Annotated in this window: 14 protein-coding genes and 1 pseudogene; 10 read left to right on the top strand and 5 right to left on the bottom strand. The window is 60.0% G+C overall.

Annotation, left to right across the window (positions count from 1 at the left end; translation table 11 throughout):
- Positions 1-109: 109 nt before the first annotated feature.
- Positions 110-1,972, bottom strand: a complete 1,863-nt coding sequence (locus NLN62_RS53160) for a patatin-like phospholipase family protein (RefSeq protein ID WP_305881681.1) — start codon at positions 1,970-1,972, stop codon at positions 110-112.
- A 940-nt stretch (positions 1,973-2,912) separates the two neighbouring features.
- Here NLN62_RS53160 and NLN62_RS31420 point away from each other — a divergent pair.
- The 6 genes from NLN62_RS31420 (at position 2,913) to NLN62_RS53655 (ending at position 9,416) form a co-directional block, all read left to right on the top strand.
- Complete coding sequence (locus NLN62_RS31420) at positions 2,913-4,562, top strand: winged helix-turn-helix domain-containing tetratricopeptide repeat protein (protein WP_254111384.1); 1,650 nt, start codon at positions 2,913-2,915, stop codon at positions 4,560-4,562.
- Between the two features lie 381 nt (positions 4,563-4,943).
- Complete coding sequence (locus tag NLN62_RS31415) at positions 4,944-5,510, top strand: OsmC family protein (protein ID WP_254111383.1); 567 nt, start codon at positions 4,944-4,946, stop codon at positions 5,508-5,510.
- A 32-nt stretch (positions 5,511-5,542) separates the two neighbouring features.
- Positions 5,543-6,787, top strand: coding sequence for an NAD(P)/FAD-dependent oxidoreductase (locus tag NLN62_RS31410; protein ID WP_256575986.1), 1,245 nt, complete (start codon positions 5,543-5,545; stop codon positions 6,785-6,787).
- 11 nt (positions 6,788-6,798) lie between these two features.
- Entirely contained in the window at positions 6,799-7,968 is a 1,170-nt protein-coding gene (locus NLN62_RS31405; protein ID WP_254111381.1) for an NAD(P)/FAD-dependent oxidoreductase, read from the top strand.
- 11 nt (positions 7,969-7,979) lie between these two features.
- Entirely contained in the window at positions 7,980-8,459 is a 480-nt protein-coding gene (locus tag NLN62_RS31400) for a MaoC family dehydratase (RefSeq protein ID WP_254111380.1), read from the top strand.
- An 84-nt stretch (positions 8,460-8,543) separates the two neighbouring features.
- On the top strand, positions 8,544-9,416 hold the full coding sequence (locus NLN62_RS53655) for a DMT family transporter (RefSeq protein ID WP_371933047.1): 873 nt from the start codon (positions 8,544-8,546) through the stop codon (positions 9,414-9,416).
- A 222-nt stretch (positions 9,417-9,638) separates the two neighbouring features.
- Here NLN62_RS53655 and NLN62_RS31390 read toward each other — a convergent pair whose 3' ends face one another.
- On the bottom strand, positions 9,639-10,739 hold the full coding sequence (locus NLN62_RS31390) for an AraC family transcriptional regulator (protein ID WP_254111378.1): 1,101 nt from the start codon (positions 10,737-10,739) through the stop codon (positions 9,639-9,641).
- Between the two features lie 110 nt (positions 10,740-10,849).
- On the opposite strand from NLN62_RS31390, the gene NLN62_RS31385 reads away from it, so the two are divergent.
- The 4 genes from NLN62_RS31385 to NLN62_RS31370 all read left to right on the top strand — a co-directional run bounded on the left by NLN62_RS31385 (position 10,850) and on the right by NLN62_RS31370 (position 12,979).
- Complete coding sequence (locus NLN62_RS31385) at positions 10,850-11,470, top strand: OsmC family protein (RefSeq protein ID WP_254111377.1); 621 nt, start codon at positions 10,850-10,852, stop codon at positions 11,468-11,470.
- Between the two features lie 200 nt (positions 11,471-11,670).
- Positions 11,671-12,102, top strand: coding sequence for a globin domain-containing protein (locus tag NLN62_RS31380; protein ID WP_254113767.1), 432 nt, complete (start codon positions 11,671-11,673; stop codon positions 12,100-12,102).
- Positions 12,103-12,581: 479 nt separating this feature from the next.
- On the top strand, positions 12,582-12,773 hold the full coding sequence (locus NLN62_RS31375) for a hypothetical protein (protein ID WP_084801830.1): 192 nt from the start codon (positions 12,582-12,584) through the stop codon (positions 12,771-12,773).
- Complete coding sequence (locus NLN62_RS31370; protein ID WP_254111376.1) at positions 12,770-12,979, top strand: hypothetical protein; 210 nt, start codon at positions 12,770-12,772, stop codon at positions 12,977-12,979. The genes NLN62_RS31375 and NLN62_RS31370 overlap by 4 nt, the downstream gene beginning before the upstream one ends.
- A 261-nt stretch (positions 12,980-13,240) precedes the next feature.
- Here NLN62_RS31370 and NLN62_RS31365 read toward each other — a convergent pair whose 3' ends face one another.
- From NLN62_RS31365 to groL, 3 genes and pseudogenes are all read right to left on the bottom strand, one after another.
- Positions 13,241-13,972, bottom strand: coding sequence for a protein-L-isoaspartate(D-aspartate) O-methyltransferase (locus NLN62_RS31365; protein WP_254111375.1), 732 nt, complete (start codon positions 13,970-13,972; stop codon positions 13,241-13,243).
- 329 nt (positions 13,973-14,301) lie between these two features.
- Positions 14,302-14,595, bottom strand: a pseudogene (locus NLN62_RS31360) (hypothetical protein); the annotation flags it as partial.
- An 81-nt stretch (positions 14,596-14,676) separates the two neighbouring features.
- On the bottom strand, positions 14,677-16,317 hold the full coding sequence (gene groL / locus NLN62_RS31355; protein WP_254111364.1) for a chaperonin GroEL: 1,641 nt from the start codon (positions 16,315-16,317) through the stop codon (positions 14,677-14,679).
- Position 16,318 lies beyond the last annotated feature (1 nt).

The raw sequence follows: 16,318 nt of genomic DNA, 5'->3' as shown, positions 1-16,318 counted from the left end.
CGCCACCCTGCGGCGCAAGATCGCAGGCTCGACCAAGCGGACGCTCGCTTCAAACTTGGCGTGAGTGTTGCCGGATAACGCACTTTGCTGATGGATACACGTCAGGCCGCTACCGGAACGCTCTCAGCTTGTCCTCGGATTCCGCCCCGAGTACCTGCTTGGCGTGATTGTATCCCGCCGCTACAATGTCGTCGTATCGCTTCCATTGCAGCAGTCCGACCTGTTCGATGTGCGGCTGAAACAGAAGATCGACGAATTTTCGCATCGCCTTCTGCTTCGAGACCGAACTGATGAAGGACGAGTTCAGTATTGTTTCAGGCACGGTCGGCAGGCGGTAGCGCTGCATGTCCCACGACCGGAGTTTGTCACGAAGATGCGCAATGGTACCCGGTAGCTGGTCGATCTCGAACACCCGGCCATCTTCGATCAAGAGGTCGACACCGATGATCCGCCGGGCGCCGAGCCGCGCCATCACGTCGACAGGAAAATTATTGAACATGCCACCATCGAACATCAGGTGTCCGCCGATAAACATCGGCGGCAGCACACCGGGAACCGCATAGCTCGCGATCACATTTCGCGCGAGATTTCCTTTGTCGAGAACGGCCTCGCTGTTGGTGGAAAAATCGGAGGCAATGACGAAGAACGTCTTCCAGGTGTCCTCCGCGTCGATACTCGCACCTGTCGCGTTCTCGATGGCCTGGGCCATCGCCTCGTGGGTGCGCTTGCCCTTGATCAGCGACACCAGTGGAATGAAATTATAGTCGCCGGTGATGTTGCCCTTTGGATGAAGCAGAAAAGCCTTGTGGACGGCGGTGGAAATCCGCTCCGCCGACAGATCGAGCGCGAGGCAGGTCCCCATGATGGCGCCGATCGATGTGCCTCCGATAAAATCCGCTTCGATGCCCGCCTCCTCCAATGCCTTCATAACGCCGACATGGGCGAATCCGCGCGCCCCACCGCCCGCCAGCACGAGGCCGACAGAGTTGCCTGATATAATCCGCGCTAACCGGCGAATGTCGCGCGCAAGTTCCGGCCGGATGTGAAAATGCCTTGAGATGCGTCTGTTTTTCAACCATTGCGCGGTGCCGGTCGGGCTTTTGGTATCGAGGCCATGCAGAAGAACGAGTGTCCGCCGCGCGATCAGGACCGGCGTCTCGGCCGCGAGATAGCGGCTTTCCACGCTTGAAAGACCCGGGTCCTGGCGGCCATCCCCGACCAGTAAGATTTCGTCGCAGTTCTGCAGACAGAACTGCGTCCAGGCGGACTCGCGTGGGTCGGCGACGAGATAAACCGCCTTGCTTGCGGCCTCGATCCCGTCGATGTGATGAGCAATCGCGTCATGATTTTGGCGGACCGCGCTTGCGGCATCCGTACCGAATTGCTCGCCGATGTCATCGGGACCCACGATCCTCGTGGCTGCGCTGTCCCGCCCCGCGGCTCGCAGACGTCCTGCCAAGGCCGCGGCGTCGACGCCAGGCGAGACGGCAAGAATGCAGATATTGACAGGAACAGTCGGGGCCTGACGCTCTCGTTCCGACCGTCGAAGCCGATTGATGACGATTCTCGTCATCTGTAGTGCGACCTGCGGGGATTTGGCGAGCGCCCGCTCGACGATCTGCCGCGTTACCTTGACGACCGAAGAATCCCGCAGGGCAACGATGGAAGCGGAACGTGGTTCGCCGGTGAACAGGGCGAGCTCACCGATGGTTTCGCCTCGGCCGATTTCGCCGAGTATTTTGCTTTCGCCGTCGGCTTCCGCGAGCGCCAGCAATCGGCCCGACAGCACGAAATAGACGTCGTCACTGTGCTCGCCCTGGTGGAACAGGATGCCGCCCGACGGCAGCTCGATGAATTCGGCTGCAGCCTTGATGCTTGCGATCAGCTCGGCGTCGTCCGAGGCGAAGTGGCCCTTTAAAATGGTCTGCAGCAGGTCGTGTCTGTGTTGATCGTCCCCGTTCGGTTTCGACATGGACGTGCATTCCATCGGTGGAACATAAAGGTCTGCCAAATCGCTTTACAGTTCGCAATCTCCTTTCAATCGAGACCGGCAGCTGAAGCATCCTATGCGGCCTGGCGGACCGGCCGTGATTGATCGAGATGATTGCGGCGGTGCAAACTCACTTCTGCTGCAACGCGGTCGCGCCCTCCCGATGGGTCGCCTGGCAGCGCGCTTTCACCTCCCCATTCCGCGAATCCACGCGCAGGGACGGCGAGATGCGCCGCGCTAAAACGGCCGATTTCCAGTTATGGCCCCAAGCCGAACAGCGCTTGAGCCGTTGTGATGTCGGCTGTCGGCGGTAAACCGGCCGCCGGGGGTGTGCGCGCCCCGACCGCCGCTTGTGAGACCCTTACCTGACCCCGCCGCCGCTTGAACCTCAGTGTCCGCATCGCAGACGTAACAACGAGCGGGATTTTAGAAGCCGTCCAACTAGTCTGGAATTGGTGCAACAAGTGACCGGCTCACACATCGGGGAGCCCGCGCAGTTTGAACTAACCTCATTTCGGATATTGCAGCGCTAATCTCTTGTTTGCTTAGAGAAACTGCGATGACGAAGATGCCTTTGATGGCCGCCAACGCGGCGACGACACTGATCGTGTTGCTGGCCTCGCATTTCGCAGCGCACGCTCACGATCATAACCGCCCCGAACTCAATCACTGGTTCGAGAGCCTCAAAAGTGGCAAGGGGCCATGCTGCTCACACACGGACGGAATAGCAGTCGCCAACCGCGATTGGGACAGCAAGGACAGTGGATACCGCGTCCGTTTGTACGGACAATGGTGGGGTGCCGCCGGAAGCGGTGATCACCGAACCCAACCTCACGAGACAGACCACTGCGTGGCCCGTGCATGAATATCTCGACGGCAGCGATGCATTGGGATCGCGTCATCACCAGAGCCGGAGGCAGTATTGAAGTACCAGTTCGCCGAGTTCGAGATCGACCTCAGCCAGCAGGAGCTGCGCAGGCGTGGCGAGTTCATTCATATCGAACCTCAGGTCTTCGACCTTATTGTTCATCTGGTGCGTAACCATGATCGGATCGTAAGTAAGGATGAGTTGATTGAAACCATTTGGCACGGTCGAATCATTTCCGAAGCAGCGCTCAGCAGCCGAGTTAACGCAGCCAGGCGGGTGCTTGGTGATAACGGCAACGACCAGTCGCTCATTCGTACACAACACAAACGTGGCTTCCGATTCGTCGGACACGTTCAAACAGTCTCAGCGTCGGAAGCGAACGCTCAGCGTGCTAGCGAGCGAAGTATCGGTTCGGAAAGCAAATCCACCACTGTTTCCGTCGCGACCGAGGTGTCCAACCTCGACAACATCGTCTCGGAAACAGTCAGGGCCGAGGCTGTTGCGCGCTTGTCGATCGCCGTAATGCCGTTCGGGAACATGTCTGATGACCCCGATAACGATTACTTTAGCTACGGTCTAACGGAAGATATCATTCGTCTTCTCGCTCGGAACAGGTGGCTGTCGGTCATTTCGCGACACTCAACCATCGGCTTCCAAGGGCGGATGGTCGACGCACGGGAGATAGGCGAACAGCTGAGCGTAAGGTATGTGCTCCTCGGCAGCGTACGAAAAAATCGCGACACGGTGAGGATAACGGCGGAGTTAGTCCGGGCAGCGGACGGGCAGCAACTGTGGTCGGACAAGTATGATCTGCAGCTTGAATACATTTTTGATATTCAAGACGAGATGGCGAGGCAGATTGCTGCAACGATCGAACCCGAGTTGTCCAAGGTCGAGCAGCAACTCGCTGCCCGCAAGCCTCCCGAAAGCCTCGACGCATGGGACTGCTACCAGCGCGGTCTATGGAATTTGTGGCGCTTTACTACTCCGGGATTTGATTCTGCTGAAACCTATTTCAAGCGTGCCATCGCGGAAGATCCATACTTTGCTCGGGGGCATGGCGCTCTCAGCTACGTAAATGTACAACGTGCGTTTCTAGACGAACCGAGAGACCGCTTAGCGCGGCTTGAAACCGCTTTGCGGCAGGCGCAAACGGCAGTAGCCCTCGACGACCTTGATTGCTTTTGCCAATGTGTCCTAGGTCGGGTCCTGTGCCTAACTCGTCACAACGACGAAGCACTGGCGGCTCTCGATCTTTCCTTGGAGCTAAACCCGAGTTTTGCCCAGGCCTATTTTGCACAAGGCTTTAATTTGCTGTGGCATGGCCGAGAGACCGATGCTGAGACCTTGCTCGACCGCGCGACCGTGCTCAGTCCACGGGACAGCCATCTTTGGAGTTTCCATCACGTTCGCGCTTGGACTCACTTCTCTCTAGGCGAGTACGATATAGCAGTCGAGTTCGCACGACGGGCAACTCGACTGAGCAATGCGACATATCAAGCGTTCGCCCCACTGGCCGCTTCACTAGGCATTCTCGGTGATAAGACACAAGCGGAAGCTGTTGCTACTGACCTGCTTCGGCGTAAGCCCGGCTACACTACTGAAACTGCTCGTCAGGAACTTTTTTATTGCAACGATCCGGACCTTCTCGATCGTTTCATTCGCGGTCTAAGTAATGCAGGTATTTCGCAGCCTCGAGCTTAGGACGTACACCCGCGTAGCCACGTCGCGTTTTGACCCATCCCGCCTGACGGCGAGGTCCCAGGAAGGCGGCCCCTTTTAAAGGAGCCGCGGAGTTTCGAAGTCGGACTATCGATCGAAATCGCGAGCAGCGCAGCAGCTTGGAAGCGATCTGTTCTTTCCCCGTATCTTCACGCGATTGAGAGCGCTGCGTGATCGCCCCGCTGCCCTTTGCCTCAGCAAAAAATCCACGGCATCTAAAGAAATTCCGGATGCCGGCTTCAAGCATGCGCGGGCCAGGGCGCGTAAATCGATCTGACATTTGGCGAGCGCAAAGCCCGCAAGAGCCGAGTGAGAGGAAGATTTACGAATCTTACCTCGGGTTTATCACCAGAGGAGAACAAGATGACGACGACGAGTGCAAGCGCGAAAATCAATAATGGCGTCAACGTCGAGGCGTTGTTAGGTGCCCGTATGGCACTTGAGCAAGCGCCTGAGGCGGCTCAGTTCAAGTGGCGAGCGAGCTGCGAATGGGTGAATGGCACGCACAGCCGCTCCGCTATTGGCAGTTTCTTTGGGCTCGGAGCCGAGCAGTCCCGCAACAAGACGTTCACCGTCGAGGCAGATCACCCGCAGGTCTTTGCCGCCGAAGACAGTGCTCCGACTCCTGTCGAGCTTGTCCTTTCCGGACTCGCGAGCTGTCTCACGGCGGGTGTTGCTGCGATTGCCCAGCGCCGCGGCATACAGCTCCATTCGGTCAGGGCGTCACTCGAGGCCGACATGGATATTCAGGGAATCCTGGGCATCGACGACGAGGTGCGCAATGGCTTCGGCGCCATTCGCGTCCACTTCGATATTCGCGCCGATGCGAGCGAAGACGATATCAAAGCGTTGGTAGCTCAATCGCAGAAGCGGTCGGCCGTATTCGACATCGTGACCAATCCGACGAACGTCTTCGTGACCGTCAACTGAGGACGACGGTTGGAGAAAAAGGAGCGAGCGCTTTGGGATTCGCGACCGCCATCATTATAGGCGCCGGCCAATCCGGATTGGCCATGAGCTGGCATCTGAGCACGCGTTCGATCGACCACATGGTCCTTGAGCGCGGCGAGGTAGCCAACTCATGGCTGACGGAGCGGTGGAACTCGCTGCGCCTTCTGACGCCCAACTGGCAAACTCGACTGCCAGGATACGCCTACCGCGGTGATGATCCCGACGGATTCATGACGATGTCGGAGGTCGTCAGTTTCCTGCAGGGATACGCCAGGCTTTCGTGTGCTCCAATTGCGCGGGGAGCCCGCGTCACCCGGGTAAGGCAGCAGGAGGTAGGCTACGCGGTCGAAACCAATTTTGGTCCATGGCGCTGCCGCAAGCTCGTGATCGCAACCGGCGCCTGCAACCTTGCCTCGATCCCGTCGCTAGCTGCGGGTTTGCCTGCCGCCGTGACCAGCCTCACCCCGCTGCAATACATCAATCCCGCTCTCCTGCCTAATGGCGGCGTGATGATCGTCGGTGCCTCAGCAAGCGGCATTCAGCTCGCCCGGGAGATCCGAGCGGCCGGCCGCAGAGTCGTGCTTTGCGTCGGAGAGCACGTCCGGCTGCCGCGGACCTACCGCGGACGGGATATCCAGTGGTGGATGGACGCTATCGGTGCCATGGATGTTCGGTACGACACCATGGTCGAGGATATCGAAAGGGCACGGCGACTGCCGTCGCTACAGCTTATCGGAACGCCTGAGCGCGTCACGGTCGATCTCAATAGCCTGCGCAAGGCGGGCGTCGAGCTCGTGGGTCGCCTTGTCGGACTTTGTGACGGCAAGGCGCAGTTTTCGGGATCGCTCGCCAATCATTGCGCGCTGGCCGATCTGAAAATGAACCGTCTTCTCGCCAGCATCGATGATTGGGTGAACACGAGCGGACTGGCGCAGCAGTTTGCCCCGCCTCATCGCTTTGAGCCGACGGATGTCGGGTCGGAAACCAGGCTCTGCCTGGACCTGATCCGTGCCGGTATCGGTACGGTGATCTGGGCGACGGGCTATCGCCCCGACTACTCCTGGCTGGACGTCCCCGTGCTCGACCGCAAGGGACGCATCCGTCACGACGGCGGGATAGTTTCTGCGCCGGGAATGTACGTCATGGGCCTGCCATTCATGCGCCGGCGCAAGTCGTCTTTCATCGACGGAGCGGGCGCCGATGCTGCGGATCTCGCCGCCCATCTGAGCCAGAACCTCAATCGCGCTGCTGCCTGAGAGCAATTGCCATGAACGGTGTTCACGATCTCGACTCACATTATGACGCGGTAGTTATCGGCGCACGCTGCGCGGGCGCGGCCACTGGCCTCCTGCTGGCCCGGTCGGGTGCAAGGGTCCTGATGGTCGATCGGCAGCCCTATGGCGCCGATACGATGTCGACGCACGCCCTGATGCGGTCCGCGGTTATGCAGATCGAGCGATGGGGATTGATTCCGAAGTTTGCAGCGGCGGGAACACCTGCGATTCGATCGACCACGTTTCACTATGGCGACGAGATCGTTCGAGTGGATATCAAGCCGGATCACGGCGTCGATTTCCTGTTGGCGCCGCGACGCACCGTGCTCGATCCGTTGCTCGCCGATGCAGCCCGCGAAGCCGGCGCGGCGGTTCGCCATGGGACCGCTCTTTCCGAGTTGCAATTTGCATCGAACGGCCGGGTCATCGGCGCCTCGCTGAGAGATGGCAGCGGTGCGTGCATGACCGTCCGCTCGGATATCGTCATTGGTGCGGACGGCCGCCAGTCGACCGTTGCGCAGCTCGTCAATTCAAAAACACTGGTCGAAGGCTTCAATGCCTGTGGCATCGTTTTTGGCTACTTTGCAGACCTGAACAGCGATGGCCTGCATTGGCATTTCGCAAGGAATGCCGCGGCAGGGGTGATTCCAACGAACGCTGCTCACTGCGTCTTCGCGGCGGTTCCGGCTTCTCAATTTGTCGCGACATTTCGCGGCGATGTGATGCGCGGCTTCCTCCAGGTGCTGGCAGCGAGCTTTCCCGAGCTGCGCGCCAACGTTGGCAGAGCCACGCTGGTCGGCCGCCTGCGGAGCTTTGCGGGCGCAACGAGCTACCTTCGACAATGTCATGGTGCAGGGTGGGCTCTGGTCGGCGATGCCGGCTATTTCAAGGACCCCCTGACCGCGCACGGAATCACGGACGCCCTTCGCGATGCGCAATTGCTGTCGCGAGGGATCATCGACGGCGGCATCCGCGGCCTTGAGAGCTACCAGCGCGAGCGCGACGAACTGTCCTTGCCGCTTGTTCGCGCCACCGATGCGATTGCCTCGTTCTCGTGGGACCTCGACGAAGTCAAGCAGCTTCATGCCGATCTGAGCGCGGCAATGAAAGCGGAAGCCAATCACATCGCGAACTTGTCTCAACAACCGTCCCTCGCAGCATAGGAGCACGAGAAATGTCGACCGACTCACCCTGGACCCGAACGCTGGCCGGCCGACCCGTGCCAGGTCGCCGTGCTGAAAGGAGCCGCACGACCACGATGCGCGATGTCGAAATGTTCACCGAGATGACGGGCGACAAGAACCCTGTCCATTACGACGTGGAACTGGCGACCGCGTCACCCTTTGGCGGGCTTATCGTACAGGGCGGGGTCACGACCGGTCTCATGAACGCCGTCGTTGCCGAAGATCTCCCGGGACCGGGCACGGTATTTCTCGAAACAAACTGGCGTTTCGTCAAGGCCGTACGGGTCGGAGAGACGATTACCGCAAGCGTCAAAGTCGAGCACGTCCGGGACGACAAGCCGATCTGCAAGTTGGAGACCGTCGTCCGCAACGCAAGCGGAGAAGATTGCGTGGTCGGAACCGCGATAACCTACACGATGCCGTTGTCGCGGCGCGAGGCTCGCCAGGCGACGCGTGCCGTACCCAGGTGACGGGTCGGTCGTGCAGACTCAATACAACAATTGCAATGACACCGGCGCAGATCGGTCCTGCGGTCTCGCTTAGGTGAATGACGAATGCAGCGGCCTCGCATCACAACCTGGACAATCGCCTTAACCGGTTTGGCGATGGCTGCGTTTGCGGCAAATTCCGTGCTTTGCAGGTTAGCCCTATCTCAGGCCGCGATCGATCCTGCCACCTTCACCCTTGTCCGGCTCGCGTCAGGCGCGTGCGTACTGTGCATCATCCTCTCGCTTCGCCGGAAGGCTGAACAGCCAGCGGGATCGTGGCCAGCATCTGTTGCGCTATTCGCTTATGCGGCCGCGTTCTCCTTTGCATATGTCTCCCTACCAGCCGGTACGGGATCGCTCCTTTTGTTTGGCGCGGTTCAGACTACAATGGTCGGCTATGGGCTCGTTCGCGGTGAACGTCTATCCGCCTTGCAGTCGTTCGGACTGACAATTGCCGTCGCCGGACTGGCGGCGCTCGTAGCTCCCCGTGCATCGGCACCGTCCGTAATGGGCGCCTGCCTCATGCTGACTGCCGGCGTTGCGTGGGGCGCTTACTCCTTGCTCGGCCGTGGCGTTGCGGATCCCATTAGCGTGACGGGTGGCAATTTCCTGCGTTCCCTTCCAATCGCAATCTGTCTTTTCTTGTGCGCCCTTTCGTTTGGCACGCACATCACCGCCATCGGGCTCGCCTGTGCAATCCTATCCGGCGCAGTTGCGTCCGGGCTTGGCTATACGGTCTGGTACGCGGTGCTCCCGGGGCTCACGCCAGCGCAAGGCGCCTCGGTGCAGCTGAGCGTTCCAGTCATTGCGGCATTGGCAGGCGCCTTGGTGCTAGGAGAAGCAATCTCCCTTCGCCTTTCCATATCTTCGCTTGCGATACTCGGCGGAATTGCACTGGTCTTCGGCAGTCAAGAACGCGCGCCATCCCGTAGCAGATAAAATACGCGCAAGTCTGCTCTATCTCCGAACTAAAGGCGCTTGGAACCGATATCCCGCCCACGCCGCTCGCCCAGCTGACCAAAAATGAGACTTCCGCGTTCGGCCCGCAGCCGACATAACACCTCGATCCCAGACGTTTGCCTCAGGGGCAGACCGCACATGGAGCAGGGAACGCCAGGACTTCCACTCCTTGCCCGAAGCGGACATTCTGGATGTTGCTGCTCAGGAAGAGGCCGATCGCCATTGGCTCGGGGAGCGGCCGACAAATTTTTTGAATGCTCGGCTGAATGCGGCCTCGGATTCGTAGCCGATTTCATGAGCGATAGCGGCAATTTTGACGCCGGGATCGGCTAGGCGCTTGGCGGCAATCTGCATGCGCCATTGGGTCAAATACTGAATCGGCGGATAGCCCACCAGATTAGAAAATCGATCTGCCAGCGTTGAGCGCGAGGCGGCGACTTGCGCTGCAAGCTCCTCCAGAGTCCAGGGATGCGCAGGGCGCGCGTGCAATAGCGTCAGTGCGCGACCGACCAGAGGATCGCGTAATCCCGCAAGCCAGCCGGTACTGTTGTTCGCTAGTTGATCCATATGCAGCCGGATCACCTCGACGAACATCAGTTCCGACAACCGGTTGAGCACGCTTTGGCTTCCGGCGCGTTTGTTGCCCGTTTCGGCGGAGGCGAAACGGATGAATTGGTCGAGTAGGCTATGTGACGTTTGTGAGGCGTCACGCCGTAGCCGCATGAATCGCGGCAGTGAATCAAGTAGCGGATTGAACGGGCGCACATCGCAACTGAAGAACCCGCAAATCACATGGGTGTCGCTCGCACCCTCGCCACCGGTTCGAAGCGCGAAGGGCAACGCGTTGCTATCCTCGGGCCTGCGGTGCATGTCCAGGTCAGGTTTAGCGCGCATGCCCGGTGCGCTTGATATCGCATGCGGGTCGCCATGCGGAATGACAGCTATGTCCCCTTGCTCCAGTTTGACCGGCTCGAATCCGGCGTCGCCGACGAGCGATATCCAGCACGAACCCTGGGTAACGACATGATACTCGATTGCGTGCTGGGCGCCGGGCGTCACGTCGTTAGCGATCTGCGCTCCAGGCGGCGCTTCCGCAACCCATGGCGATTTTGCGGTCACATCGAAAAAGACTGACCCTGATAAGCGGACGGCGGAGAGGACATCGGACAATGCGTCCGTGCTCATGGACATGACCTTCGACATTTGCCCGCCCGCGATTAGGCCTTTGGCGCTAACGCAGCGATCAGGCAGGGATGATAGCAACTCTGGATGCACGAGCAAGAAGTCCGGCAGCGCAATCATTCAGCTGTCGCTTCGAATGACTTAAGTATCACCACGAAAGCCGCACGCACCGTGCGCCTAGATCGCCCGTAGGCGATGTAATGCAACTTGGAAAGTTCGAGGAGATACACATGACTACAGTGATTGAATGTCATTCGCCTGTGGCGGAACAGTCTGCGGCGGACTCAACGGCACCCACGAGCACAACCGTGAACGGCATTGATACGGGGAAATTGTCCGCCACCATCGAAGCCATCAAAGCCGATGCTTCTCTTGCGAGCTTCCAGTTCAGGCTTTCCAACCAGTGGATTGGCGGCGGCGAAAACCATTCGCGCATCGACGACTTCTACGGCGTCGGCCAGGAGATGCGGCACAAACAGCCGTTTTCCCTCGTCAGCGACGAGCCGGAAGTGCTGTTGTCTCAGGACCGCGGGCCGAATGCGGGCGAGTACGTGTTGCACGCGCTCGCCAGTTGCTTGACTGGTGCTCTGGTTTATCACGCGGCGGCGCGCGGCATTGTGGTGAAGGACATCGCCACACGGCTGGAAGGTGACATCGACTTGCAGGGCTTTCTCGGACTTTCCAAGGATGTCCGCCGCGGCTTTAAAAACATCCGCGTCCTCTTCGACATCGACGCCGATTGCGACGACTCCAGAAAGCAGGAGTTGATCGAGATGGCGCAGGCCTATTCGCCCGTCTTCGACATGTTGTCGAACGGCTTGCCGGTGAGTTGCGGGCTCACGAGCGCGTAAAAAAAACTGAGACCGCGTGAATTTACGCCGGGGTTCGCGATGCGAACTCCGGCACTCTGTTTCCTCGTAGAGGTCCATCACCGGGTCGATCGCGAACCGACAAGGGACATCGGAATCGTGCCTAGAAGTCCGGGCCCGGCGATCGGTTCAAACACAAAATACTTGTTGCGGAGCAACTAATGCCGGCCAGTGAGAAGCAGATAACACCCGAACAGATCAAGCTCGTGCAGGAGAGCTTCGCTAAGATCGCGACTATCGTCGATCAGGCTGGGATCATGTTCTACAATCGGCTATTCGAACTCGCCCCCCAGCTAAAGACGATGTTTCCGGCAGAGATGACTGAGCAGCGCCGGAAGCTAATGGCGACCCTGGCCCTGGCGGTGAATGGGTTAGCCGACCTTCAATCGGTGCTGCCGGCGGCAGCCGCGCTAGCCAAACGCCATATCGCATACGGCGCCAAGCCTGAGCATTACCCCATTGTTGGCTCTGCGCTGCTGTGGACTTTGGAGAAGGGGCTGGGCGACGCCTGGACGGCTGAAACTGCCGAGGCCTGGGCCGCGGCCTATGCTGCGCTCTCCGCCCTCATGATCGAGGAGGCGTATGGCCGCCCAAAGAATGCCGAACGTGCCTGATGACCGCTTGTGGCCCATCGGCGAAATCCGGCGCACGTGGAACGTCCGCTTTGCGCCAGAAGCGGCCCTCTCCCGCACGTCGCAGCTTGCCCCCAAGCCGACACCCCACAAAAGAAGATCATTCTTGCCACGAGTTTCGTAGCCAACGCTGACTGCTGGGGCGCTCGTGATTTCTGTCACAGATAGAAAAATCACCCTCCGATATCAACACGAGCAGTCGAGGAACTGGCGTGCTTTGAGCCAGATGTTGTCCACGTGAGAGGAAGGAAGATCACGTCATGCCAGCATTGATTATCGGAGTGTTTCTCGTTGCTGCGTTCGCGATCAGTAGGCTCGTTTAGTAAATTGAAGTTTGCTCCCCGAAGTCTTTCAAAGCACGCTGCGCATGGTGAGACGCATCACAGATTGAATAGCAAGGCCGCGCCTATTCTTCGCCATAAAGGGAATGGTCCCTCTTGATAGTAGCAGGAGCATTCAATATGGGCGAGATTATTCGATTTGTCTCAAAGTCTGAGCGCGAGCAAGCCCGCTTAGTTCGAGAAGCCCGCGCGATATATGACAGCATCTTCCCGGCGGCTGATCCGGTTAGGGAGCAGCATGACAAGGCATCGATAAGTCATACGGTCAGCGGCACCAAAGCCCATCGCAGCGACGGGGGTCCCCTGTCGTGATCAAGGTCATCGCCGTGCTCTGCAGTCTCTCTTCTCCGACAGATTGCCACGAGCAGATCGTCACCACCTCGGACTTCGCCGACATCTCGATGCAGTCCTGCCTGATGGGGGCGCCACAGCTCGCCGAGTGGATGAACCAGCATCCGGCAGAGCGCCTGGCGGCATGGCGCTGTGTGCTTGGTAACCAGGATCGCAGGGGAGCTTAGGGTGGAAAGTAGCCTCCCCAAACGCTTTGAACCGCTTAACCAGGACCGCTGCGGTTACTGACTGAGACCGTTCAATGGCCTGCCCATCGAGTAAGTTATTGTTTGCGGAGCATGAGTCCGGAAGTGGCCCGTCGCAGACGTGCGCATCCCGCAGAAGGTCCGCTTCGCGCCAAAAGCTGCCGTTCTCCAAAATGCACTCCCACAAGGCTTTGGTCATCTGGCCCACGAGCGCGCGCTCCAGAACTGAACGTTGATTGGCTTTCAATCTTTTGAACGCGTAAAGGGTACAAAGCGCACAAGGCCGATGGCACGCTTGGTCGTCTCGCCAGGGCCAGTCTTTTCGACCACGGTGAGGGTCTGAGTGGTGTAAGCCGGGCCCACCGGCATCACCAGTCGGCCTCCCACTTTGAGCTGCTCAATCAGTGGCGGCGGCACCTCGCCGAGCGCGGCGGTCACGACGACTGCGTCAAAAGGACCGCATTCCGGCCAGCCAGCATAGCCGTCGCCGAGCCGGACGCTCACATTGTCGTACGAGAGATCCTTGAGGGTCTTGGCGGCTGTCTCGGCCAATTGCGGGATAATCTCGATGGTGCAGACCTTTCGCGCCAGGTGCGCAAGGATGGCGGCCTGATAGCCCGAACCCGTACCGACTTCGAGCACAACACCATCGGACGCAACGTCAGCCAGCTCAGTCATCAAGGCCACGATGAACGGCTGCGATATGGTCTGGCCGAGGCCTATCGGAAGCGGCCCGTCTGCGTACGCGATGGAGCAGTGTCGCTCGGGGACGAACAGATGGCGCTGCGTTTGCCCCATCGCCCCAAGGACTCTCTCCGACAGCCCCTGCTGCCCCAGGACATTGACATAGGACCGAGCATAAACGCGAATGGTTTCGACCATGGCGGCGCGTTCGCGGTCACACTGTGTCTCTTGCGCGATGGCTCCCCGCGCGGCAGCAAGCACATAAACCAGGAACAGCAGCAATGTCTTCATGAGCCGTGCGGTCTCCCCAATCGGTCCGCGATTAGCATCGACCGCTTGAGCGCAACACGTGTATTCGACCGATCAAAGCTTGGGACCAGGCGAACTTACGCCCCTCGGGAATTTAGGATCCCCGGCTGTCGTCGATGCATTGGCAAACGCGGCGCGCTAGCGCGGGGGCGCTACCGTGACCCCAGGCGGCGGCACGTCGTCGTCGGGCACAAAGAAGTCAAACACAGCGCCTTGCCTTTGAGGAATGACATCAGAGGCCTCCAGGCCGCCCATGAGCGGCTGCCGTCAGCGGCAAGTATACTCCGGTATGGCAAGTGTCGATAGACATCTCAATGCTCGCGTACCTCACCTGGGTCCGCCCTTAGCTGAACTCGCGCGTTCGTCAGACGTCCGCTTTGCACCAGCAGCCGCCCCCGCCAAGTCGCAGTTTGACCCGGAACGGACGTGCTGCCACTGCAGTCTCCCTCGTCAAGTATGTCTTCGGGCGGCGCTTCGTCTAGCCGGGGTTGGATCATTGCCGCGCGCCCTAAGCGGACGCCACGCTCGGCGAAAATACGATCGGCGAACTGCTGCACGTATCCGCTTGAGCCCTGCTGATGGGTCATCTCCATCCAGCTGTTGTCGTCGAGTTGGACCGGTAGCTAGTCCGGGAAGGCCCGGCATCGCTGCTGGACCTTTTTTCCTTGAGCGCCGAACGGCTGGATTCAAAAGTCCATGCCACCCATGCCGCCGCCCGGGGGCATTGCGGGGCCGGAACCGGCCTTCTTCGGCAGCTCGGCGACCATGGCTTCGGTGGTGATTAGAAGCGCCGCGACCGAGGCTGCGTTCTGGATCGCGACGCGAACCACCTTGGTCGGGTCGATGATGCCCTTGGTGACGAGGTTGCCATACTCGCCGGTCTGGCTGTCGAAGCCGAACGAATACTGATCCTTCTCCAGGATCTTGCCGACGATGACGGAGCCGTCCTCGCCCGCATTGATCGCGATCTGGCGGGCCGGCGCGGACAGCGCCTTGCGCACGATCTCGACGCCGGTCTTCTGGTCGTCGTTCTTGGTCCGGATGCCCTTGAGATGCACGGAGGCACGGAGCAGGGCGACGCCGCCGCCCGGAACGATGCCTTCCTCGACGGCCGCGCGGGTCGCATGCATCGCGTCATCAACGCGGTCCTTGCGCTCCTTCACCTCGACCTCGGTCGCGCCGCCGACGCGGATCACCGCGACGCCGCCGGCGAGCTTGGCGAGACGCTCCTGGAGCTTCTCACGGTCGTAGTCCGAGGTGGTCTCCTCGATCTGCGCCTTGATCTGGGCCACGCGCGCCTCGATGTCGGCCTTCTTGCCGGCGCCGTTGACGATCGTGGTATTCTCCTTGTCGATCATCACCTTCCTGGCGCGACCGAGCATGTTGAGCGTGACGTTCTCGAGCTTGATGCCGAGATCTTCCGAGATGGCCTGGCCGCCGGTCAGGATCGCGATGTCCTGCAGCATGGCCTTGCGGCGATCGCCGAAGCCCGGCGCCTTGACGGCCGCGACCTTCAGGCCGCCGCGCAGGCGGTTCACGACGAGCGTGGCGAGCGCTTCGCCTTCGACGTCTTCAGCCACGATGACAAGCGGCTTGCCGGTCTGCACCACGGCCTCGAGCAGCGGCAACATCTCGTTCAACGAGGAGAGCTTCTTCTCGTTGATGAGGATGTAGGCGTCTTCCATTTCAGCGCGCATCTTGTCGGCATTGGTAACGAAGTAGGGCGAGATGTAGCCGCGATCGAACTGCATGCCCTCGACGACGTCGAGCTCGGTCTCGAGTGACTTGGCTTCTTCAACGGTGATGACGCCCTCGTTGCCGACCTTCTTCATGGCATCGGCGAGGAACTTGCCTACTTCGGCATCGCCATTGGCGGAGATGGTGCCGACCTGGGCGATCTCCTCGTTCGAGGTGACCTTCTTGGTATTCTTCGAGAGGTCCGCAACGACCGCGTCGACCGCGAGGTCGATACCGCGCTTGAGATCCATCGGGTTCATGCCGGCGGCAACCGATTTGGCACCTTCACGGACGATCGCGGCGGCGAGAACGGTCGCGGTGGTGGTGCCATCGCCGGCAGCATCCGCCGCCTTCGACGCCACTTCCCGCACCATCTGCGCGCCCATGTTCTCGAACTTGTCCTCGAGTTCGATCTCCTTGGCGACGGCAACGCCGTCCTTGGTGATGCGGGGTGCGCCGAACGACTTGTCGAGGACGACGTTGCGGCCCTTCGGACCGAGCGTGACCTTCACGGCATTGGCGAGGATCTCGACGCCGCGCAGCATGCGGTCGCGAGCATCGACCCCTAATTTGACTTCTTTGGCTGACATA

Source organism: Bradyrhizobium sp. CCGUVB23 (assembly GCF_024199885.1).
In the GTDB taxonomy this organism is placed as follows: Bacteria; Pseudomonadota; Alphaproteobacteria; order Rhizobiales; family Xanthobacteraceae; genus Bradyrhizobium.
The sequence above is the reverse complement of the archived record's forward strand: the minus strand, read 5'-3'. Positions and strand labels throughout refer to the sequence as shown.

What these genes read in the sequence shown, in the direction of transcription:
- NLN62_RS53160 (WP_305881681.1), bottom strand. Translation starts at nt 1,972, where the DNA reads ATGTCGAAACCGAACGGGGACGATCAACACAGACACGACCTGCTGCAG.
- NLN62_RS31415 (WP_254111383.1), top strand. Translation starts at nt 4,944, where the DNA reads ATGACGACGACGAGTGCAAGCGCGAAAATCAATAATGGCGTCAACGTC.
- NLN62_RS31405 (WP_254111381.1), top strand. Translation starts at nt 6,799, where the DNA reads ATGAACGGTGTTCACGATCTCGACTCACATTATGACGCGGTAGTTATC.
- NLN62_RS31400 (WP_254111380.1), top strand. Translation starts at nt 7,980, where the DNA reads ATGTCGACCGACTCACCCTGGACCCGAACGCTGGCCGGCCGACCCGTG.
- NLN62_RS53655 (WP_371933047.1), top strand. Translation starts at nt 8,544, where the DNA reads ATGCAGCGGCCTCGCATCACAACCTGGACAATCGCCTTAACCGGTTTG.
- NLN62_RS31390 (WP_254111378.1), bottom strand. Translation starts at nt 10,739, where the DNA reads ATGATTGCGCTGCCGGACTTCTTGCTCGTGCATCCAGAGTTGCTATCA.
- NLN62_RS31385 (WP_254111377.1), top strand. Translation starts at nt 10,850, where the DNA reads ATGACTACAGTGATTGAATGTCATTCGCCTGTGGCGGAACAGTCTGCG.
- NLN62_RS31375 (WP_084801830.1), top strand. Translation starts at nt 12,582, where the DNA reads ATGGGCGAGATTATTCGATTTGTCTCAAAGTCTGAGCGCGAGCAAGCC.
- NLN62_RS31365 (WP_254111375.1), bottom strand. Translation starts at nt 13,972, where the DNA reads ATGAAGACATTGCTGCTGTTCCTGGTTTATGTGCTTGCTGCCGCGCGG.
- groL (WP_254111364.1), bottom strand. Translation starts at nt 16,317, where the DNA reads ATGTCAGCCAAAGAAGTCAAATTAGGGGTCGATGCTCGCGACCGCATG.